Origin of the sequence: Methyloversatilis sp. (assembly GCF_030698125.1) — a bacterium.
GTDB lineage: Bacteria > Pseudomonadota > Gammaproteobacteria > Burkholderiales > Rhodocyclaceae > Methyloversatilis.
Genome location: NZ_JAUYNV010000010.1, coordinates 38,905 through 59,059, shown reverse-complemented (window position 1 = coordinate 59,059; position 20,155 = coordinate 38,905). Strand labels below are relative to the sequence as shown.

Genomic DNA, 20,155 nt, shown 5'->3' with positions numbered 1-20,155 from the left:
TCCATACATATGATTGAAAGAGCGACCACGAAGCGAACAAGACGTTAAACGCTGACGGGCCACCGAAATGCGTGCAGCTCATACAAACCAAGCAGCGTCTGTATTGCACCGCACCATGAGGACGATTATAGGGGTGGTCCACACGAAGTCAAGCTGTTTTTGCTGCACTGCACACAAAAACTTGAAATAGACTTAAGCAACAGAATCAATATGATGTGAACGATCGTTCAGATCGAAGCCTGTGCAACCGCTGCGCGTCAAATATATGCAGGTGTATATCGTCAGGTCAGTTCCGACAGCAGTCTTGCTGCGGTGCGCTCGGTCTCGCGCAGATACGACGTGCCATGAAGGTTGTAGTGGTTGAGCAGGTGGTACAGCCGGTACAGCGCGCGTCGCGACGAGGCATTCGGATGCAGCGGTGCGCTCTGCAGGTAGGTGGCGTACATCGTCGTCGGAAAGCCGCCGAACATTTCGGCCAGCGCGAAATCCGCTTCGCGGTCGCCGTAATGCACCGCCGGGTCGAATACCGTCGGGCGGCCATCGCCATCGACGCCGGCATTGCCGTGCCACAGGTCGCCGTGCAGCAGTGATGCCGCCGGGCGATAGTCGAGGAACAGCGCGCCGATCCGCTCGACGATGCCCTGTAGGTCGCTGACCAACGACCCGCGCAGCCCGCCTTCTACCGCGGTCGCGAGCTGCGGCAGCAGGCGCTTGCGAGCGAAGAACAGCGGCCACGATTCCGAGCTGCCGTTTTCCTGACGGCTGTCGCCCAGCCAGTTGTCGCGGTTCAGGCCGTAATGCGGCCCGTGCACAGCGTGCAGCGCGGCCAGTGCTTCGCCGAAGCGCCGGCCGTCGTCGGCATCGCGCACCGGCTGCAGATCCAGCCATTCGAGTGCGAGCCACGCATACGTGTCGTGGCTGGCTTGCGAACGTATGGCCGGTACGCGGAAGGTGTCGGTCTGCGTCAGCAATGTCAGGCCGTCGGCTTCGGCCGCGAATACGGCAGCCCGGTCGGCCGGCAGGAGCTTGACGAACAGCGGCCCGTCGCCGGTATCGATCCGCAGCGCCCGCCGGGTGCGCCCGGCCGGCAGTTCGCTGAATGTCTCGAATCGGCTGCCCAGCGTCGCGACGATATGCTGTGCCAGCGCCTCCAGCGTCACGCGCCCTGGCCCCAGCTGTCGGCCAGGCGCGCATTGGCTGACGACAGCCGGCTCGCCAGCACCTGCAGGAATACTTCGTAGAAACGCATGCGGCAGGTTTCGGACGCGCGGCGGATGCGCTCGCCGTCGATCACGAACAGCAGGCTGTCGGTATTGCTATGCACGTCGTTGGCGCGCAGCTTCTGGTCGCGTGCGACGATGGACATTTCGCCGCAGCACTCGCCGGCGGTCAGGATGGTCAGCGTACGGCCAAACTTCGATACCGATACATCGCCTTCGGCAATCACGTACAGGTGGTCGCCCTGTTCGCCATCCTTCATCAGCAATGTGCCGGCGGCGACGCGTTCGAGTCGCGCGAAACGCGCGACTTCCCACAGTTCGACATCGCTGAAGTCGGTGAAGAAAGAGAGGGTGCGCAACAGCCGGAAGTGTTCCGCCGAATCGGAATCTTTGTCGCGCGGCCTGAGCCTGCGGTTGCGGAACGCCTGGGCGAGGTCGTGCGTGAATCCGGTCCAGTTCGCGTAGCGCAGCGCAATGTCCTTGTGCATGGCGCGGGCGACCACGGCGTCGAGCGCCGGCGGCAGGCCGGGCCGGTGCACAGAAGGTGGCGGCGGCTCGACGTGGATGATCTGGTACACGAGGCTGTAGTTGTTGCTGGCCTGGAATGGAAGCTCGCCGGCCAGCAGCTGGTACAGCACGACGCCGAGAGAATAGATGTCGGTCTGGTGGTTCAGCGGCATTTCGCGCACCTGCTGCGGGCTCATATAGGCCGGCGAACCGACGCCTTCGACCTGGGTGCGCTGGTTGGCGGTAAACATCGCGGCGCCGAAATCGCTCAGCTTGATGTCGCCGTCGCGCGTCAGCAGGATGTTGGCCGGCTTGATGTCACGGTGCGTGATGCCGAGCTGGCAGGCGTAGTCGAGTGCGCGGGTGCACTTGAACATCAGTTCGACGATGCGCTCGACCGGCAGCAGGAACGGCCGCTGGGTGTGCGCGTCGAGCGTGCCGCCGGCCACGTATTCCATGACGATCCACGCTTGGTCGTCGCCGACCACCGCGTCGTAGATCGGAACGATGTGCGGGTGCTGCAGCTTGTCGGCCAGCGACGCCTCGTTGATCAGCAGGTTGCGGTGCATCTTGCCGCGCGTGCGGTCGTTCAGCACGTCGGGATCGATGCACTTGATCGCCACCTCGCGCTGCGTGGCCGGATCCCACGCGAGCCAGACGGTGCTCGTGCTGCCGCGACCGATGATGCGCCGCAGCTGGTAGCGGCCGAGCGTGCTGCCGGCCTGGTAGTCCTTCGGACGCAGGCTGTCCATCGTTCAGACGTTGGTGAGCCGCTGGTTGGCCAGCGCCAGCCGCTCGACGAGGATGCGCAGGAAGGCGCGGTCGAAGCGGTGGCGGCAAGGTTCGGACGCGCGCTCCAGTGCGGCATTGGCCAGATGGATCACGACCGACTCGCACAGCGTCGACACATCGGCGCCGCGCGTGCCGCGCTCCGGCGTCAGCCAGGCCATTTCGCCGACGCATTCGCCGGCCGACAGTACGTTCAGCAGCTTGCGCGCCTTGGTCACCTTCACTTCACCCTCGGCGAGAATGAAGAAGCCGTCGGCTGCATCGCCCTCGCGCAACAGCATCTGGCCGCCGGCCACGCGATGCCATTCGCCCAGCCGCACCACTTCCCACAGTTCGACATCGGTGAAATCGCGGAAGAAGGCGAGCCGGCGCAGCGAGTTGAATTTTTCGCTGTCGGCGATACGGTTGTCGTGTTCGCGCAGCGATTCGCCGCGGAAGGCTTCGGCCAGATCGAAGGAAAAGGCGTCCCAGGTCGGGTAGCGGTCGTCGAGCGACTTCTGCAATGCGCGCATCACGATGGCGTCCAGCGCCGGCGGCAGCTCGGGCCGCAGCGCCGATGGCGGCACCGGCTCGGCGTGCGTGATCTGGTACATCATGCTGTAGTTGTTGCTGCCCTGGAACGGCAGCTGGCCGGTCAGCAACTGGTACATCACCACGCCGAGCGAAAAGATGTCGGTCTGGTGGTTCAGCGGGTGTTCCTTGATCTGCTGCGGACTCATGTAGGCCGGCGAGCCGACGCCCGACACCTGGGTTTCGCTGGCCGAGATCGACATCGCGGCGCCGAAGTCCGACACCTTCACATTGGTGCCCGGCTGGTGGTGACCATCGTTGCGCGGCTCTTCCACGCGCATGATGTTGGCCGGCTTCAGATCGCGGTGGATCACCCCGAGCCGCCACGCGAAGTCGAGCGCGCGCGTGCATTTGAAAATCATTTCAAGCACGTCGCCGATCGGCAGCAGCCGGTCCGGCCGGGTGTGCGGCTCCAGCGTGCCGCCACGCACGTATTCCATGACCAGATACGCCGGATCGGCGTCGGCCACCGCGTCGTAGATCTGCACGATGTGCGGGTGGGTCAGCTTGCCCGCCAGCGAGGCCTCGGCGATGAAGAACTTTTTCTGGAAACGCTCGGACTTGCCGCCTTCGCCGTCGGCCACACCGCGCGCGACGATCTTGATCGCCACGTCGCGGTTGCCGAACGGGTCGTGCGCGAGGAATACCTTCGAGGTCGCGCCTTCGCCGAGCAGGCGCTGGATGCGGTACTTGCCGAGCAGGTCCATGTCAGCGGCCGGCCGGGTTGGGAGCAAACAGCGGCCTGGGGTCGGCCATGGCTCAGCCCGCCGCCAGGCGGGCGCGGGCGCGCACGATGGCGGCGCGCACCTGTTCCGGCGCCGTGCCGCCGATGTGATTGCGCGCCGACAGCGATCCTTCGACCGTCAGCACCGCATACACGGATGCGTCGACCAGCGGCGAGAACGATTTCAGCTCGTCGAGCGACAGGTCGGACACGTCGCATCCTTTCTGTTCAGCCAGACGCACTGCACGGGCCACCGCCTCGTGCGCGTCGCGGAACGGCAGGCCGCGCTTGACCAGCCAGTCGGCCAGGTCGGTGGCGGTGGCGAAACCCTGACGCAGTGCGGCGCGCATCGCATCGGGCTTGACCCGGATGCCGGTCATCATGTCGGCGAAGATGGTGAGCGTGTCGCGCAGCGTGTCGGCGGTGTCGAACAGCGGTTCCTTGTCTTCCTGATTGTCCTTGTTGTAGGCCAGCGGCTGGCCCTTCATCAGCGTGAGCAGCCCGACCAGATGGCCGTTGACGCGGCCGGTCTTGCCACGCACCAGTTCGGGCACGTCCGGGTTCTTCTTCTGCGGCATGATCGACGAGCCGGTGCAGAAGCGGTCGGCCAGATCGATGAAACCGACGCGCGGGCTCATCCACAGGATCAGTTCTTCGGACATGCGCGACAGGTGGATCATCACCAGCGCCGCGGCCGCGCAGAACTCGATGGCGAAGTCGCGATCGCTGACCGCGTCGAGCGAATTTTCGGACACCGCCTCGAACCCCAGCTGCTCGGCGACGAAGTGACGGTCGATCGGAAAGCTGGTGCCGGCCAGCGCAGCCGAACCGAGCGGCAGCCGGTTGGTGCGGCGGCGGCAGTCGATCAGGCGTTCGCGGTCGCGCTGCGCCATTTCGAAATAGGCCAGCAGGTGGTGGCCGAAGGTGACCGGCTGCGCCACCTGCAGGTGGGTAAAGCCGGGCATCGCGGTGTCGGTGTGCTGGGCGGCCAGATCGAGCAGGGCGGACTGGAAGTCGGTCAGGCGGGCGAGGATGACGTCGATCTCGTCGCGCAACCACAGCCGGATGTCGGTCGCCACCTGGTCATTGCGGCTGCGGCCTGTGTGCAGCCGCTTGCCGGCGTCGCCGACCAGCGCGGTCAGGCGCTTCTCTATATTGAGGTGCACATCTTCGTCGTCGAGATTCCAGTCGAACTGCCCGTTCTCGATTTCCGCCTCGATCTGCGCCATGCCGCGCCGGATGTCGTCCAGATCGGCCTGCGCGATGATGCCCTGACGCGCCAGCATGGCGGCGTGGGCCAGCGAGCCGCGGATGTCCTGCCGCCACATGCGGCGGTCAAAAAATACCGAAGCGGTGTAACGTTTCACCAGTTCGGACACCGGCTCTGAAAAACGGCCCGACCAGGCCTTGGTCGGCTCGGGCTGCGAAGGATGGCTCATGATGGCAACAGGTAGAAGAAACGCGCGATGAGAAGCGTCGGAAAAAGGACTGCAAGTATAGGCCACCGGGCAGTCTGCCCGTGGCGGAGCGCCGCTTGAGGCCGTCGCGCGCGCCCGACTGGCGCAACCTGGGCGTGGTGCTGCGCACCGTGCTGCTGGTCAATGCACTGGCCGCATTGGCGCTGCTGGCGCGCAATCGCAGCTGGGATGCGCTGCCGCTCGATGCCATGGAGATGGCGGCGCGGGTCGAACCAGCGCTGCTGATGTCGTTGCTGCTGCTTTATCTCGCGGCGCCGCTGTTCGCCCGCCTGCCGGTGCGCGCGGGCTGGGCGCTGGTGGCGCTGTGTGCGCTCGTCTGTACCTTGCTCGCCGAAGCCATGACCGGCTGGGCGATCGAGGACATGAAGGCCTGGCCGGTGCGCGAGGCCCTGTGGGCGCTGCTCGCGTCGGCCGCGGCGATGGTCTATTTCACCGTGCAGGAACGGGCCCTCGGCCCGGCCATCGCGCAGGCGCGACTGATGGCACTGTCGGCGCGCATCCGGCCGCACTTCCTGTTCAACAGCCTGAATGCGGTGCTGGGCATCATGCGCGAGGACCCGCGTCGGGCCGAACGGGCGCTCGAGGAGCTGTCAGACCTGTTCCGCGTGCTGATGCGCGAAAACCGCGAACTGGTCACCCTGGGCGAGGAACTTGCCCTGTGCCGCCAGTACATGGCGCTGGAAAAACTGCGTCTGGGCGACCGGCTCGGCGTGCTGTGGCAGACCGACGGCTGCCCGCCGGACGCCCGCGTGCCGCCGCTGATGCTGCAGCCGCTGCTCGAAAATGCGGTCTATCACGGCGTCGAGCCGATGGCCGGCAATGGCGAAGTCAGGGTCAGCGTCACGCGCAGCGGCAACGAAGTGGTGGTCGAGATCGACAATCCGGCGCCGCCGCGCGACGGCCGGATGTCGGCGCACGGCGGCGGCAACCGCATGGCGCTGGACAATATCCGTGAGCGGCTGATGCTGTTCTTCGATCTCGAAGCACAACTCGATGCAGGCGAACAGGACGGCCTGTACCGGGTGCGCATCCGCTTTCCGTACCGGGCGGCCACATGATCGACCGGCCGGCCGAACTGCGCGTGTTCATCGCCGACGACGAGGCGCCAGCCCGCCTGCGTCTGCGCGCCCTGTTGTCCGACATCGCACCCGAACTGCCCAATCGCGTGGTCGGCGAAGCAGCCAACGGGCATGAGGCGCTCGACGCGCTGCAGGCGCTGCCGCCGCACGATGCGGCCGATCTGGCGCTGGTCGACATCCGCATGCCCGGCATGGATGGCATCGAACTGGCCGCGCACCTCGGCCGGCTGCCTACGCCACCGACGCTGGTGTTCTGCACCGCCTACGACCAGTACGCGGTGCGCGCCTTCGAACTGAATGCCGTCGATTACCTGCTCAAGCCGGTGCGCGCCGCCCGTCTGCTCGATGCGCTGCGCCGCGTGCCCGGCCGGGCGGTGCCGGCCGACGTCGTGCAGAGCCTGTTGCCCGGCGGACGCCTGCACCTGTCGTGCAGCGAACGCGGCCGCATCCTGCTGGTGCCGGTGCGCGATGTGCTGTATCTGCGCGCCGAGCTCAAGTACGTCACCGCGCGCACCGCCGAACGCGAATACCTGCTGGAGGAACCGCTGGCTGCGCTGGAGCAGGAATTCGCCAGCCGATTCGTGCGCATCCATCGCAGCTGCCTGGTCGCGCGCGATGCCGTGGTCGGTTTCGAGCAGGTGCGCGACGGCACCGACGGCCACTGGGCAGTCGTGCTGAAAGGGCTGGAAGAGCGCCTCCCGGTCAGCCGCCGGCAGTGGGCGCAGGTCAAGGCAGAATTCGCGGAAACCGGGCGCGGGTAGCCGTTTCTGCATCGGCACGCGTCGGAGCCGCGAGAAGTGAGATTTTTGTGGGAGCGGCGATCCACTGCCGGCCCTGCATGGCCGGCCGGCTCTGCGGGCGGCGAGCAGTGCTCGCCGAAACCCCCGCTCCGCCCCCGCCGCGATACGCACTTTGCACGGTGACCATCGCGGCACTGATCGCGGCGGGAACGCCGCTCACACACGACGCCACTCCGACAGAAAAATTTTGCGTTGTATGGTGGCTGTGGCGGCGCAGGCGCAGGCTGAGCGGGGTGTGGGGGGCAGCACTCGTCGCACGCACCCCCTTGCCGAATTACCCGCTGTTGCGCAGCGCCGCAGCCACGCCGTTGATGGTGAGGTGGATGGACCGACGGGTGCGTTCGTGGCGGTTGCCGCTGCGGAAACGGCGCAGCAGTTCGACCTGCAGGTGGTTCAGCGGCTCCATGTAGGGGAAGCGGTTGCGAATCGAGCGGGCGAGCAGCGGATTGGTGGACAGCAGTTCCGGCGCGCCGGTGATCTGGCTCACCGCCTCCAGCGTGGACTGCCATTCCGCGCGGATGCGCGAGAAGATCGCGCTGCGCAGCGCCTCGTCCTCGACCAGCTCGGCGTAGCGGCTGGCGATCGCGATGTCGGTCTTCGACAGCACCATGTCGATATTGGAAATCAGCGTCGCGAAGAACGGCCACTCGTGCACGATGGCCTGCAGCCGCGCCAGACCGTCGGCGTGCTTGGCGCGATATTCGTTCACCGCGGTGCCGAAGCCGTACCAGCCCGGCAGCATGAGGCGGCACTGTGACCACGAAAACACCCATGGAATCGCGCGCAGGTCCTCGATCTTCTGGCCCTTCTTGCGCGAGGCCGGGCGCGAGCCGATATTCAGCTCGGCGATTTCCGAAATGACCGTCGACTCCCAGAAGTACTTCTCGAAGCCTTCGGTTTCATAGACCAGATTGCGGTAGGCCTTGAAGGCATAGCCGGACAGCTCTTCCATCGCGTCGGTGAATTCCGGCGGCGCATCGCCTTCGCGCTTGCCCAGCAGCGTCGCCTCGAAGGTGGCGGCGGCCAGCACTTCCAGATTGCGACGGCCGACATCGGGATTCGAATACTTCGACGCGATCACCTCGCCCTGTTCGGTGACCCTGATCTGGCCCTGCACCGCGCCGGCCGGCTGCGCGAGGATGGCCTGGAAGCTCGGGCCGCCGCCACGACCGACCGAACCTCCGCGGCCATGGAACAGACGCAGCCGCACGCCGTGCCGCTTGAACACCTGCACCAGCCGGGTTTCCGCCTTGTACAGCTCCCAGCCCGAAGTCAGGAAGCCGCCGTCCTTGTTCGAATCGGAATAGCCCAGCATCACTTCCTGCGTCGTCGAGCGGGCATCGAGCAGCACGCGCCAGATCGGGATGGTGAAGATGCGGTCCATCACGCGCGGTGCATTGCGCAGATCGCCGATGGTTTCGAACAGCGGAATGATGTTCATCGCGGCGCGCCGCTCATGCACGTTCAGCAGCCCGACTTCCTTCAGGATCAGCGCCACCTCCAGCATGTCCGATACGCCGTCGGCCTTGGAAATGATGTAGTTGGGCAGTGCTTCGGGGCCGTACAGCGCGTGCATCTGAGCCGCCGTGCGGGCGATCGCCAGTTCGCCCTCGGTTTCTTCGGAAAACTGCATGAAGCTCGACGTCAGTGGCCGCGGCGTGCCCAGCTCGTTGATCAGTATTTCGATGCGCTGCTCTTCGCGCAGTTCGAGATAGTTGTTGCACACATGCGCCCGGGCCAAAAGCTCGGCGATCACCCGCTCGTGCACATCGGAGTTCTGGCGCAGGTCGAGCGCGGCAAGGTGGAAGCCGAATACGCGTGCCGCGTGGCGCAGGCGGCGCAGCCGGCCGCGCGCGATCAGTCGCGACTTGTGGCCGATCAGCGAGTCGTGGATCACGTCGAGGTCGCGCACGAATTCGGCGGCGTTGCGATAGGGGTCGGCGTCGCCGACCGCCTTCCACAGCGCCTCGTGCTGATCGAGCGTGCGGGCGGTGGCGGCCAGCCGGGCGTAGATGCCGGCCAGCGCGCGCCGGTACAGCTCGTCCTCGCGGTGCGGCGACTTGTCCGGCGCGGTGGCGGCGAGTACGCGCAGTTCGTCGCTGACATTGTTCAGCATCATCGTCGAACACAGGTCGGTGTCGAGGATGTGCACCTGTGTCAGGTAGTAGTCCAGCGCGCGGGCCGACTGCACGCGCAGCGTCGAGCGCAGCACGTCGGCCGTGACGAACGGATTGCCGTCGCGGTCGCCGCCGATCCACGAACCCATGCGCAGGAAGCTGCCGATGTCGCGCTTGTGCTCCGGGAAGGCCGCTTCGAGCTGGTCTTCGACCGCGTTGTAGACGCGCGGCAGTTCGCGCAGGAAAGTGTAGTCATAGAAGGACAGCCCGTTGATCACCTCGTCGGCGACCGACAGGCGCGTGCGACGCAGCATGCGGGTCTGCCACAGCGAAGTGATCGTGCGCCGCACCGCTTCGTCGTGGTCGGCCAGCTCGTCAGGGGTCAGGCGGGTGCGGTCGCGCTCGTCGATCAGCCGCGCGATCTTCATTTCCTGGCTGAGGATGCTCTTGCGCTGCACCTCGGTCGGGTGGGCGGTCAGCACTGGCACGACAAGCGCGTCGCGGAAGAAGCCAAGAATTTCTTCCGCCGGTACCTTGGCGTCAAGCGCCTTGCCCAGCGCATTGGCCAGCGTGCCCGGACGTGGCGCGTCGCCGGCGATGGCGTGCGCGCGTGCGCGCCGTATGTGGTGCTGGTCCTCTGCGATATTGGCCAGATGCAGGAAGTAGCTGAAGGCGCGCACCACGATGATGGTGTCGTCGTCGCTCAATCCGTTCAGCAGCTTGGCCAGTTCTGCGCGCGCTTCCAGGTCGTCATCGCGGCGGAAGCGCACGCACAGCTGGCGCACGTTCTCGATGATTTCGAACATGCGGCTGCCTTCCTGTTCGCGTACCACGTCGCCCAGCATGCGGCCGAGCAGTCGGATGTCGTCGAACAGCGGCTGGTCCTTGTCGTGTGCGGCGCGTTCATGCGTCGCAACGGGCGTCTGGGCCTGTTGATTCACGTGCAATCCTTCCAGAAGATCGGTCAGGTCGGGAATGACGCTGCCAGCCTGCATTGGCGGGGCAGTGCGTTCCATTCAGGGCTGCTAGAATCCGAGGCCGTTTCGCGCGCTGTCTGCAGGAGCCGGTGGGGCTCCTGATCACGCTGGCGCGCGGTGTGTTCACCTCACGCCCCCTTATCCCTCATGGACTACCCGGCCGGCCTGGAGAACGTGATTTCGGATCTGTCGAATCCCGTCCCGCAGCATGAAACCCAAGCTTACCCGAAGCCCGCGCGTATCGTGATTGCATCACGCGAATCGCGGCTCGCGATGTGGCAGGCGGAACACGTGCGTGACAGATTGTCCGCCCTGTACCCCGGCACCCGGGTCGACATACTGGGCATGACCACCCGCGGCGACCAGATTCTTGACCGTCCGCTGGCCAAGGTCGGCGGCAAGGGGCTGTTCGTCAAGGAGCTTGAAGCCGCGCTGCTTGAAGGTCGCGCCGATCTGGCCGTGCATTCGATGAAGGACGTGCCGATGACGCTGGCCGGCGAATTCGCGCTGGTGGCCACGCTGGAGCGCGAAACGCCGCAGGATGCCTTCGTGTCGTCGCGCTACGCCAGTCTCGACGAGCTGCCCCCGGGCGCCGTGGTCGGTACCTCCAGCCTGCGCCGCGAAGCGCAGCTGCGTGCCCACTTTCCATATCTCGCCGTGACCAGCCTGCGCGGCAATCTCGATACCCGGCTGCGCAAGCTTGACGAAGGCCAGTACGACGCGATCATTCTCGCCGCCGCCGGCCTGAAGCGGCTCGGCCTCGGTGGTCGCATCCGCGCGACCATTCCGGTCGAACTGTCGCTGCCGGCAGCCGGGCAGGGCGCGCTTGGCATTGAGGCACTGTCATCACGACCGGAGGTGGCGGCCTGGCTGGCGCCGCTGGTGTGCGGGCCGTCTCAGGCCTGCGTGCGCGCCGAACGGTCGGTGTCGCGCGCACTGGCCGGTTCCTGCGAAGTGCCGCTGGCCGCCTATTGCGTGGTCGATGGCGGCGCCTTGTGGCTGCGCGCCCGGGTCGCGCTGCCGGATGGCACGCGCATCGCCGCCGCCGAAGTGCGCGGCAACATCGCCCAGCCGGACGAACTGGCTGCCGAATGCGTGGCACTGCTGCGTGCCGACGGTGCGCAGGACATCCTCGACGCCCTGGACACCCGATGACCGGGGCAGTCAGCGCGCTGGCCGGACGCCGTGTGCTGGTCACCCGCCCGCGCGCCCAGGCAGCCGCGCTGGGCGAGGCGATCCGCACGGCTGGCGGCGAGCCGCTGCTGCTGCCGCTGATCGACATCGAGCCGCTTGACGACAAGCGCGCGGTGGCCGATGCCGCCGGCCTGCTCGACTCGCTCGCGCTGGCCATCTTCGTCAGCGCAAACGCGGTGGCGCATGCGCTGGACGTGATGCTGCCGCTGCACCCCTGGCCGGCGGCGCTGCCCGCTGCCACCGTGGGCGAGCAGTCGGCGCAGGCGCTGCGGGCGCGCGGCGTGACGCGGGTCGTCGTGCCGCACGGCCGTTCCGATTCCGAGGCGCTGCTGGCGTTGCCGGAACTGTCTGCCGCCGCGCTGGCCGGTCGCCATGTACTGATCTTCCGCGGCGACGGCGGTCGCGAACTGCTTGGCGACACGCTGCGTGAACGCGGTGCAATCGTTGACCACGTCACCTGTTACCGTCGACGTGCGCCGACCGAAGGTGCCGCCTTGCTGCGCGAAGCGGTGATGGCCGGCTCGCTGCATGCATTGACGCTGACCTCGTCCGAATCGGTGCGAAATCTGCGCGCGCTCGCGACACCGGATTGTTTCGAGCGGCTGTGCGGCCTGCCGCTGTTCGTGCCGCATGCGCGCATCGCGGAAGAGGCAGTGGCACAGGGTTTTACGCGCGTGATCGAAACTGCCGCCAGCGACGCCGGCCTGATGGCCGGCCTGACCGACTATTTTTCGCAGTACGCCTCGACCGGACCGACATGACAGACCCCTCCCCGAATTCCGCCGCACCGATGCCGCCCGTAGCCAGTGCTGGCAGGACCGACGCCGCACCCGAAACCGCACCCGATGTGCGTGCGGCGCGTGAAACCCGCCTGCCAGGCTGGCTGCTGCCGGTTGTTGTGTTCGTGCTGATCATCTTCGGCCTGCTCAGCTTCTTCATGGTGCAGCGCATGCGCGTGCTCGAAGCCGAACTGAACAGGCGGGTGGCGGCGGTGGGCGCCCAGGCGGTTGAAGCGAGCCGAGCGAACGAACAGGGCGCGGAAGGTATCGCCAGCAATGGCGAGAGACTGGGCAGCCACGAAGTGCAGCTGTCGGAATTGCGCTCGCGCATCGAAGCGTACGAATTTCTGGCGGACGATCTTGTGCGCACCTATGACGAGCGCGCGCTGGCCGAGGTCGAGCATGCGCTGGTGCTCGGCCAGCAGCAGCTGCTGCTGGCGGGCGACGCCAAACTGGCGCTCAAGGCGCTGTCCAATGCCGAAGCCCAGCTGGCGCGAAGTGATACCGGCCGCTATCTACCTCTGCGGCGCGCCATGGCCAATGACATGGAGCGCCTGCGGCGCGCGCCGATGGCCGATCTGGCCGGACAGGCGCTGCGCATCGACACCTTGCTGGGGGCCATCGACACGCTGCCGCTGGCGTTCGAGCGTTCGCCGTCGGAACCACCTCCGCCGCCGGCCGCTGCCGCTGCCGCTGCCGCTGCCGACCAGACCATTGTCGCCCGATTGTTGCAGGGCATCTGGGGCGAGTTCCGCCAGCTGGTGCGGATCGAGCGGCTGGATCGCCCGGATCCGGTGCTGCTGGCGCCGTCGCACAGCTTTTTCCTGCGCGAGAACCTGAAACTTCGCCTGGTCAATGCGCGTATCGCGCTGCTGCAGCGCAATGGCGCAATCTGGCGCGAAGACATCCGGCAGGCCGGCGAGTGGGTGGAACGCTATTTCGACACCCGCGCGCGCGCCACCGAAAACGCATTGAACACATTGCGCCAGCTCGGCATGGTCGATCCCGGCGAGGCGCTGCCTGACCTGAACGAATCGATGAGCGCGCTGGCGCAGCTGAAGGCCAGCCGCCAGCGCGTGCCGGTCGTGCGCGAGGGGGCGAACTGATGGTGCGCCTGCTGCTCTGGCTGCTTGGCCTGTGCGTGCTGGCGGTCGGCCTGGTGATCGCGGCACGCGAGAACGACGGCTTCGTGCTGCTGCAGTGGTCGCCCTGGCGCATCGAGATGTCGCTGAATTTCTTCATCGTCGTGCTGCTGCTTGGCGTCGCCGCGTTGTACAGCCTGTTCCATTTCATCGATGCCTTGCTACGCATGCCGGCGCGCGCGCGTCGCTACCGCCTGCGTCAGCGGCGCCAGCGCGCGGTCACCGCGCTGCGCGATTCGGCTCGGCTGTATTTCGAAGGGCGCTACGGCCAGGCGCAGCGCAGTGCCAAGGTGGCGGTCGAAGGCGGGGAGTCACCCGGACTGGCTGCCTTGATCGGCGCCCGCGCGGCGCATGAAATGCGCGAGTCGGACCAGGTCGACGACTGGCTGGCCCAGGCGTCGCAGCATGAAGATCTGCGCACCGCCCGGCTGATGACCGAAGCGGGCATCCTGACCGACCGACGCGATTTCGCCGACGCGCTCACCCGTATCGACGCGCTGCAGTCCGGCGGTCAGCGCCACGTGGCGGCGCTGCGGCTGGCGATGCGCGCGCGCCGCGGGCTGGGCGACTGGGTCGGTCTGCTGCGGGTGGTACGCCTGCTGCAGAAGCATCGTGCGCTGACGCCGGAGCAGGCCGCGCCGGTGCGCCGTCAGGCGCACATGGGCGCGCTGCGTGAGGCCGATCCGTCCGAGCTCGATGCCTACTGGCGCGAACTGCCGGCGCTCGAGCGGGAGGATGCGCAGGTGGTACGCGCCATGTGCGAAGCGCTGATCGCCGATGGTCAGCACGCGCAGGCGCGCAAGCTGATCGAGGCGCAGCTCGACCGCGAATGGGATTCCGCACTGGTCGTGCTGTACGCCGAAACCGACGGCAGCGATGTGCAGGCCCGCATCGGTCGCGCCGAAGCCTGGTTGCGCGTGCATCCGGGGGACGCCGGCCTGTTGCTCGCGCTGGGCCGGCTGTGCCGTACCCAGCAGCTGTGGGGCAAGGCACAGAGCTATCTCGAAGCGGCCCTGGCCGTACAGCCGACGCGTGGCGTGCATGTCGAACTGGCGCTGCTGTACGAACACCTCGACCGCGGCGAAGATGCACGCAGTCATTTCCGCTCGGCCGCGCTGATGGGTTGAACCGGCATGCCATCTGGCATGATGCGGTCATTCTGACTACTGCCCATCCATCATGGACAACCCGTTTGAACACGCCCCGGCCGAAGCGGCCGGCGGCAACCCCTTCGCAGCCGGCTCGCCGGCGCTGCAGCGCGAGCCGATCACGTTTTCCGGACGCGGTGGCGAATACTTCGGCATCTGGATCGTCAATCTGGTGCTGACGCTGCTCACGCTCGGCATCTATTCGGCCTGGGCCAAGGTCAGGCGGCTGCAGTATTTCTACCGCCACACGACGCTTGGCGGCGCGGCCTTCGATTACCACGGCGACCCGCGCGCCATCCTCAAGGGCCGGGTCATCGGCTTCATGCTGCTGCTGGCCTACAACGTGTCGTTCCAGTTCTCGATGATTGCGGGTATCGCCGTGGCGGTTGCGCTGGCGGCCGTCATGCCTGTGCTCCTGATGCGTTCGCTGCGCTTCCGCGCGCGTTACTCCAGCTGGCGCGGCCTGCGTTTCGGTTTCGACGGCGGCACCGGCGGCGCCTATTCGGTGTTCCTGAAGTGGCCGATCTTCACTGTGCTGACGCTGTACCTGCTGGGGCCGATGTGGCACCAGCGCATGAAGGCCTACCAGTTCAACCATGCGCGCTTCGGCAGTGCGCAGTTCGCCATCGACGCGCCGGTCGGCGCCTACTACCGCATCTACGGCGCGGCGATCGCCGTCGTGCTGCTTGGCATGGCGGCCATCGGTGCGCTGCTCGGGTCGCTGGCCGACGGCAATCGGGCGGTATTCGGGCTGGCGCCGCTGCTGTTCATCCTGCTGCTGCTGTTCGTCCAGCCCTATCTGTCGGCGCGCCTGCAGAATCTGGTCTGGAACCACATGCAGCTCGACGGTCACCGCTTCGAATCAAGTGTCAGCGCGCGCCGGCTGTATTGGATCATGCTGACCAACCTGATCGGCGTGATAGGTACGCTGGGTCTGTTCATGCCATTTGCGGCCATTCGCCTGGCGCGCTACCGGCTGCAGAGCGTCACGATGCTGTGTGCCGGCCCGCTCGATGATTTCATCGCCGGCCAGGCGCAGGATGCCGCCGCCACCGGCGAAGAGGCAGCGGACCTGTTCGATGTCGACATCGCCCTCTGATCCGGTGACCGCCGTCGCTGCGCTGTATTTCGACGGCCGCAGTGCGCGGGCGCACATCGTCACGCTGGGCGTGACCGACGGCGTGCTGCATGTCGAAGGTGACGACGTGTCGCGCAGCGAGCCGCTGGGCGCACTGCGCGTGTCCGAGCCGATGGGCGATGCCGCACGCCTGATCAGCTTTGCCGACGGCGCCCATCTGGAAGTGCGCGACCACGCCGCGCTGGCGGCCCTGCTCGCTGCGACCGGCCATCGCGATGCGGCGGTCGTGCGCTGGGCATTCGAGCCGCGCATGGTGGTGATCATGCTGTCGGCGTTGCTGCTGTCGGTCTGGCTCATCATGCAGTACGGACTGCCCTGGGCAGCCCGCATCACCGCGCCGCTGGTGCCCGACAGTGCGATGACCGTGCTGTCGGAACGCACACTTGAATGGCTGGACCAGGCGCTGACCCGCCCGACGGCCTTGCCAGCGGCGCGCCAGCAGGCGCTGCGCGAGGCGCTCTCGTCGGTGGCGTCGATCGATGGTCAGCCCATCGTGCACACGCTGCTGTTCCGCAGCGGCGGGCAACTGGGCGCAAATGCCTTTGCGCTGCCCGACGGTACGCTCATCGTGACCGACGAACTGGTGGCGCTGGCCGGGGCTGACGCGCCGGTGCTGGCCGTGCTGACGCACGAACTGGGGCATGTGCAGCAGCGCCACGGCGTGCGCATGCTGCTGCAGGGCTCGGCGACCGCACTGTTCATGGCCTGGTATCTGGGCGACATCAGCAGTCTGCTGGCAGGTGCGCCGGCTGCGCTGGTCCAGGCCGGCTATTCGCGCGACATGGAGCGCGAGGCCGACGACTTTGCCGTGAAGCTGCTGCGTGCCCGCGGACAGTCAGCCGGATTGCTGGCCGGCATGCTGGAGAAGCTGGCCGCCGCGCATGGAGAGGGCGCGGCGAGCCGTTCCGGACCGATGGGCTGGTTGTCCAGTCATCCGGATACGGCCGAACGCATCACGCGGCTGCGTTCCACGGAGTTCGCTGCCGATTGACCTTGGTCAACGTAGGGTTATGTCGTCTTCAGGATACTTCCGTCACCAAATTCGGTTTCTAGTTCTCGGGAGTAACAAAAATGAAGGCGATCAAGTGGGTGGGTGTGGCGGCGCTGACTGCCGTGGCTGGCGTTGCGCAAGCGGCCGAAGAAGGAAACTGGATGGTGCGCGCACGAGTACTGCACATGAACCCGCACAACGGCAATGGCGGCGGACTGGTCGGCGCTGGCGCCGTTCCCGATGTCGAAGCCGAGAGCAAGGTGTTCCCGGAAATCGACATCAGCTACTTCTTCACGAAGAACATCGCTGCCGAACTGATCCTGACTTACCCGCAAAAGCATGACATCGATCTGGATGGCCTTGGCAAGATCGGTTCGGTCAAGCACCTGCCGCCGACGCTCACGCTGCAGTACCACTTCAATCCGGAAGGTACGATTCGTCCCTATGTCGGTGCGGGCATCAATTACACACGTTTCAGCAGCGTTGATCTGGATGCGAATCTCGCGCTTGCCGGAACGACAGGGTTGCCGCTGCGCATCGACCGCAGCAGCTTCGGCTGGGCGCTTCAGGTCGGTGCGGACTACAAGCTCGCGGACAAGTGGTTCTTCAACGTCGATGTGAAGTACGTGACCATCAGTACCGACATCCATGTCAGGAACGATGCAGTTGCCTTGCAAGGCCAGAAGGTGAGCAAGCTGGATATTGATCCGCTGCTGGTTTCTGTCGGTATCGGCTATCGCTTCTGATTGAGTGCGGGTTCGCCGGTTGAGGGCCACAAGCCTGATGCCGGCGGGCAGGCCACAGGTTCTTCCTGTAGTCCCGGTTCGGGCACCCTCTGGGTGCCCTTTTTTATTGTGTCCGGCCGCCGTGATTCGGCGGGTCGGTGCGCGACCCGCTGTGACGCCGAGCTGTGGGAAGCGGTGAAAGCCGCGAACGGACGCACGATCCGCTTCCGAAACGATCGCGCCGCGCATCCGCCGGCATGGGCGGCGTTTTCATGGGTTGCGGTTTTCATTGCGGCGGGTGTTGGGCATCGCTGCGCTCACCCCAACCTACTTGCCGCACTTCGTAGGTTGGGGTGAGCGCAGCGATGCCCAACGCCGGGCCGGAAGCGGTGCTTGCCGAATTTGCTTGTTGAACGGAGGCTGGCTTTGTACAGCCAGCCCGTTCGGCAGGCGCAGCGCGTGCGCTGCGAAACCCCTGCCTCACCCCCCGCTACAGCCACGGGCCGCTTTGCACAGCGGCCCGGTTCCGCGGGCGCGAAGCAGTGCTTCGCGAAACACCCGCTACACCCATTCCCTCGGGGGCAGGAAGTCGGTGTAGAGCTTTGCTTCCGGCGAGCCCGGTTCCGGGTGCCAGTCGTAGCGCCACTTCACGATCGGCGGCATCGACATCAGGATGGATTCGGTGCGGCCGCCCGACTGCAGGCCGAATAGCGTGCCGCGGTCGAAGACGAGGTTGAATTCGACATAGCGGCCGCGCCGATAGGCCTGGAAGTCGCGCTCGCGTTCGCCGTACTGCAGCGCTCGCCGGCGCTCGACGATGGGCAGATAGGCGGCGAGGAAAGCATCGCCGACCGCTTGCGTCACACCCCAGCCGTGGTCGAAGCTGACTTCGCCGTCGGCACCGAGGTCATCGAAGAACACCCCGCCGATGCCGCGTGCTTCCTTGCGGTGCTTCAGGTGGAAGTACTCATCGCACCATTGTTTGTAGCGCGCGTGGGTGTCGGCGCCGAACGGGGCCAGTGCGTCGCGGCAGGTGCGGTGGAAGTGCGTGGCGTCTTCTTCGAAGCCATAGTAGGGCGTGAGGTCCATGCCGCCGCCGAACCAGGACACCGCATCGCCGGATGGCGGCTGCGCGGTGAAGAAGCGCACGTTCAGGTGCACCGTCGGGATGTAGGGGTTGCGCGGGTGCAGCACCAGCGACACGCCCATCGCCTCGAACGAGGCGCCGGCCAGTTCCGGCCGGTTGGCCGAGGCCGACGGCGGCAGGCTGGGGCCGCGCACGTGCGAGAAATTGCAGCCGCCGCGCTCGAATACATTGCCTTCTTCGACCAGCCGTGTGCGCCCGTCGCCCTGCAGGTGCTCTTCCGGACCGCGTACCCAGCTGTCGGTGATGAAGGTCTTGCCATCCGCCGCCTGCAGACCGTCGATGATGCGGTCCTGCAGACCGAGCAGCCAGCCGCGTACCCCCTCTGCGCGCGCGCTCACCGCCGTGCCGCCCGGTAGCCGATGTCGCGGCGGAACTGCATGCCGGCGAACTGCACCTTGTCGCACAGCAGGTAGGCGGCACGCTGCGCCTGCTTCACCGTGTCGCCCAGCGCGGTCACGCACAGCACACGCCCGCCGGCGGTCACGATCTGACCGTCCTGCGCAGCCGTACCCGCGTGGAAGACATGGCTTTCCGCCGTGTCTGGCGGCAGGCCGCCGATGGCGTCACCCTTGCGCGGCGTATCCGGATAACCGGCCGAGGCCATGACCACACCGAGGGCGACGCGGCGGTCCCAGTCGGTGTGCGCTTCGGACAGGCGGTTTTCCAGTGCGGCTTCCATCAGATCAACCAGGTCGGTCTTCAGCCGCATCATGATGGGCTGGGTTTCCGGGTCGCCCATGCGACAGTTGAATTCGAGCACCTTGACGTCTCCTTCCGGAGAAATCATCAGGCCGGCATACAGGAAGCCGGTGAAAGGCAGTCCATCCAGCGCCATGCCGGTCAACACCGGCTGGATCACCTCGCGCATCACGCGGGCGTGGATTTCCGGCGTCACCACCGGAGCAGGGGAATAGGCACCCATGCCGCCGGTGTTCGGGCCGGCATCGCCGTCGAGCAGACGCTTGTGGTCCTGGCTGGTGGCCAGCGGCAGTGCCGTCACACCGTCGCACATGGCGATGAAGCTCGCTTCCTCCCCTTGCAGGAATTCCTCGATCACGACACGCGCCCGGCCGCTTTCATTGTCGGCGAGCATCATGCCGATGGCGCCGTGCGCCTCGGTCAGTGTCATCGCCACCACGACGCCCTTGCCGGCAGCCAGGCCGTCTGCCTTGATGACGATGGGCGCGCCCATCTCATCGACATAGGCATGCGCGGCGGCCGCGTCGCTAAAGGTTTCATGGCGCGCGGTCGGAATGTTGCTGCGTACCATGAACTGCTTGGCGAAGTCCTTCGAGCTTTCGAGCTGGGCCGCCTTGCGGGTCGGGCCGAAAATCTTCAGACCGCGCACCCGGAAGCAATCGACCACGCCGGCGGCCAGTGCCGCTTCCGGGCCGACCACGGTGAAGGCGATGTTTTCACCTTCGACGAAGTTGATCAGCTCGGTGAAATCGGTGATCGGCAGATTTTCCAGACCGGGCTCGAGCGCCGTGCCGGCATTGCCGGGCGCGACATACACTTTCTGTACGCGCGGACTTTGCGACAGCTTCCAGGCTATCGCGTGTTCGCGTCCGCCTGAACCGATGACCAGCAGCTTCATGATGCGTCCTTCTTCAGTGCGTATGCCGACCTG

The 20,155-nt window shown here is 66.4% G+C and carries 16 protein-coding genes; 9 read left to right on the top strand and 7 right to left on the bottom strand.

What is annotated here, in order from left to right; all coding sequences use genetic code 11:
* Window positions 1–281: 281 nt before the first annotated feature.
* The 4 genes from Q8Q80_RS05000 to argH are packed head-to-tail and all read right to left on the bottom strand — an operon-like array spanning window position 282 to window position 5,249.
* Window positions 282–1,160, bottom strand: a complete 879-nt coding sequence (locus tag Q8Q80_RS05000) for a fructosamine kinase family protein (RefSeq protein ID WP_305631867.1) — start codon at window positions 1,158–1,160, stop codon at window positions 282–284.
* Window positions 1,157–2,479 carry a serine/threonine-protein kinase gene (locus Q8Q80_RS04995; RefSeq protein WP_305631866.1) on the bottom strand — a complete coding sequence of 441 codons (1,323 nt, stop codon included), beginning with the start codon at window positions 2,477–2,479 and terminating at the stop codon, window positions 1,157–1,159. Before Q8Q80_RS04995 ends, Q8Q80_RS05000 begins: the two co-directional genes overlap by 4 nt.
* A gap of 3 nt (window positions 2,480–2,482) precedes the next feature.
* Window positions 2,483–3,793, bottom strand: a complete 1,311-nt coding sequence (locus Q8Q80_RS04990) for a protein kinase (protein WP_305631865.1) — start codon at window positions 3,791–3,793, stop codon at window positions 2,483–2,485.
* Between the two features lie 52 nt (window positions 3,794–3,845).
* Entirely contained in the window at window positions 3,846–5,249 is a 1,404-nt protein-coding gene (argH, locus tag Q8Q80_RS04985; protein WP_305631864.1) for an argininosuccinate lyase, read from the bottom strand.
* A 95-nt stretch (window positions 5,250–5,344) separates the two neighbouring features.
* On the opposite strand from argH, the gene Q8Q80_RS04980 reads away from it, so the two are divergent.
* On the top strand, window positions 5,345–6,346 hold the full coding sequence (locus tag Q8Q80_RS04980) for a sensor histidine kinase (protein ID WP_305631863.1): 1,002 nt from the start codon (window positions 5,345–5,347) through the stop codon (window positions 6,344–6,346).
* Window positions 6,343–7,128, top strand: a complete 786-nt coding sequence (locus tag Q8Q80_RS04975) for a LytTR family DNA-binding domain-containing protein (RefSeq protein ID WP_305631862.1) — start codon at window positions 6,343–6,345, stop codon at window positions 7,126–7,128. Before Q8Q80_RS04980 ends, Q8Q80_RS04975 begins: the two co-directional genes overlap by 4 nt.
* 313 nt (window positions 7,129–7,441) lie before the next feature.
* On the opposite strand, the gene ppc is transcribed toward Q8Q80_RS04975, so the two are convergent.
* A complete protein-coding gene (gene ppc / locus Q8Q80_RS04970; RefSeq protein ID WP_305631920.1) occupies window positions 7,442–10,225 on the bottom strand; it encodes a phosphoenolpyruvate carboxylase in 2,784 nt (927 codons plus the stop codon).
* 183 nt (window positions 10,226–10,408) lie between these two features.
* Here ppc and hemC point away from each other — a divergent pair, with 183 nt between their 5' ends.
* The 7 genes from hemC to Q8Q80_RS04935 all read left to right on the top strand — a co-directional run bounded on the left by hemC (window position 10,409) and on the right by Q8Q80_RS04935 (window position 17,399).
* Complete coding sequence (hemC, locus tag Q8Q80_RS04965) at window positions 10,409–11,416, top strand: hydroxymethylbilane synthase (RefSeq protein WP_305631861.1); 1,008 nt, start codon at window positions 10,409–10,411, stop codon at window positions 11,414–11,416.
* A complete protein-coding gene (locus Q8Q80_RS04960; RefSeq protein WP_305631860.1) occupies window positions 11,413–12,216 on the top strand; it encodes a uroporphyrinogen-III synthase in 804 nt (267 codons plus the stop codon). Before hemC ends, Q8Q80_RS04960 begins: the two co-directional genes overlap by 4 nt.
* 29 nt (window positions 12,217–12,245) lie before the next feature.
* Window positions 12,246–13,340: a uroporphyrinogen-III C-methyltransferase gene (locus Q8Q80_RS04955; protein WP_305631859.1), complete on the top strand. Its 1,095-nt coding sequence runs from the start codon at window positions 12,246–12,248 to the stop codon at window positions 13,338–13,340.
* Window positions 13,340–14,503 (top strand): heme biosynthesis HemY N-terminal domain-containing protein, encoded by a 1,164-nt coding sequence (locus tag Q8Q80_RS04950; RefSeq protein WP_305631858.1) that lies wholly within the window; start codon window positions 13,340–13,342, stop codon window positions 14,501–14,503. Before Q8Q80_RS04955 ends, Q8Q80_RS04950 begins: the two co-directional genes overlap by 1 nt.
* A gap of 52 nt (window positions 14,504–14,555) precedes the next feature.
* The gene (locus Q8Q80_RS04945; RefSeq protein ID WP_305631857.1) at window positions 14,556–15,623 is read left to right on the top strand and encodes a YjgN family protein; all 1,068 of its coding nucleotides are present in this window, start codon (window positions 14,556–14,558) and stop codon (window positions 15,621–15,623) included.
* Window positions 15,604–16,653 (top strand): M48 family metallopeptidase, encoded by a 1,050-nt coding sequence (locus Q8Q80_RS04940; protein WP_305631856.1) that lies wholly within the window; start codon window positions 15,604–15,606, stop codon window positions 16,651–16,653. Before Q8Q80_RS04945 ends, Q8Q80_RS04940 begins: the two co-directional genes overlap by 20 nt.
* 80 nt (window positions 16,654–16,733) lie before the next feature.
* Entirely contained in the window at window positions 16,734–17,399 is a 666-nt protein-coding gene (locus tag Q8Q80_RS04935; RefSeq protein ID WP_305631855.1) for an OmpW family protein, read from the top strand.
* 540 nt (window positions 17,400–17,939) lie between these two features.
* On the opposite strand, the gene hemF is transcribed toward Q8Q80_RS04935, so the two are convergent.
* Together hemF and purD are read right to left on the bottom strand one after the other, a co-directional pair.
* The gene (gene hemF, locus Q8Q80_RS04930) at window positions 17,940–18,863 is read right to left on the bottom strand and encodes an oxygen-dependent coproporphyrinogen oxidase (RefSeq protein WP_305631854.1); all 924 of its coding nucleotides are present in this window, start codon (window positions 18,861–18,863) and stop codon (window positions 17,940–17,942) included.
* Complete coding sequence (gene purD, locus Q8Q80_RS04925) at window positions 18,860–20,122, bottom strand: phosphoribosylamine--glycine ligase (protein WP_305631853.1); 1,263 nt, start codon at window positions 20,120–20,122, stop codon at window positions 18,860–18,862. Before purD ends, hemF begins: the two co-directional genes overlap by 4 nt.
* Between the last annotated feature and the right edge of the window lie 33 nt (window positions 20,123–20,155).

Bases quoted from the DNA above. Each gene is read 5' to 3' on its own strand.
- Q8Q80_RS04995 (WP_305631866.1), bottom strand. From the start codon at position 2,479: ATGGACAGCCTGCGTCCGAAGGACTACCAGGCCGGCAGCACGCTCGGC.
- Q8Q80_RS04960 (WP_305631860.1), top strand. From the start codon at position 11,413: ATGACCGGGGCAGTCAGCGCGCTGGCCGGACGCCGTGTGCTGGTCACC.
- argH (WP_305631864.1), bottom strand. From the start codon at position 5,249: ATGAGCCATCCTTCGCAGCCCGAGCCGACCAAGGCCTGGTCGGGCCGT.
- Q8Q80_RS04945 (WP_305631857.1), top strand. From the start codon at position 14,556: ATGGACAACCCGTTTGAACACGCCCCGGCCGAAGCGGCCGGCGGCAAC.
- Q8Q80_RS04935 (WP_305631855.1), top strand. From the start codon at position 16,734: ATGAAGGCGATCAAGTGGGTGGGTGTGGCGGCGCTGACTGCCGTGGCT.
- Q8Q80_RS04975 (WP_305631862.1), top strand. From the start codon at position 6,343: ATGATCGACCGGCCGGCCGAACTGCGCGTGTTCATCGCCGACGACGAG.
- hemC (WP_305631861.1), top strand. From the start codon at position 10,409: ATGGACTACCCGGCCGGCCTGGAGAACGTGATTTCGGATCTGTCGAAT.
- Q8Q80_RS04940 (WP_305631856.1), top strand. From the start codon at position 15,604: ATGTCGACATCGCCCTCTGATCCGGTGACCGCCGTCGCTGCGCTGTAT.
- Q8Q80_RS04955 (WP_305631859.1), top strand. From the start codon at position 12,246: ATGCCGCCCGTAGCCAGTGCTGGCAGGACCGACGCCGCACCCGAAACC.
- Q8Q80_RS04950 (WP_305631858.1), top strand. From the start codon at position 13,340: ATGGTGCGCCTGCTGCTCTGGCTGCTTGGCCTGTGCGTGCTGGCGGTC.
- Q8Q80_RS04990 (WP_305631865.1), bottom strand. From the start codon at position 3,793: ATGGACCTGCTCGGCAAGTACCGCATCCAGCGCCTGCTCGGCGAAGGC.
- purD (WP_305631853.1), bottom strand. From the start codon at position 20,122: ATGAAGCTGCTGGTCATCGGTTCAGGCGGACGCGAACACGCGATAGCC.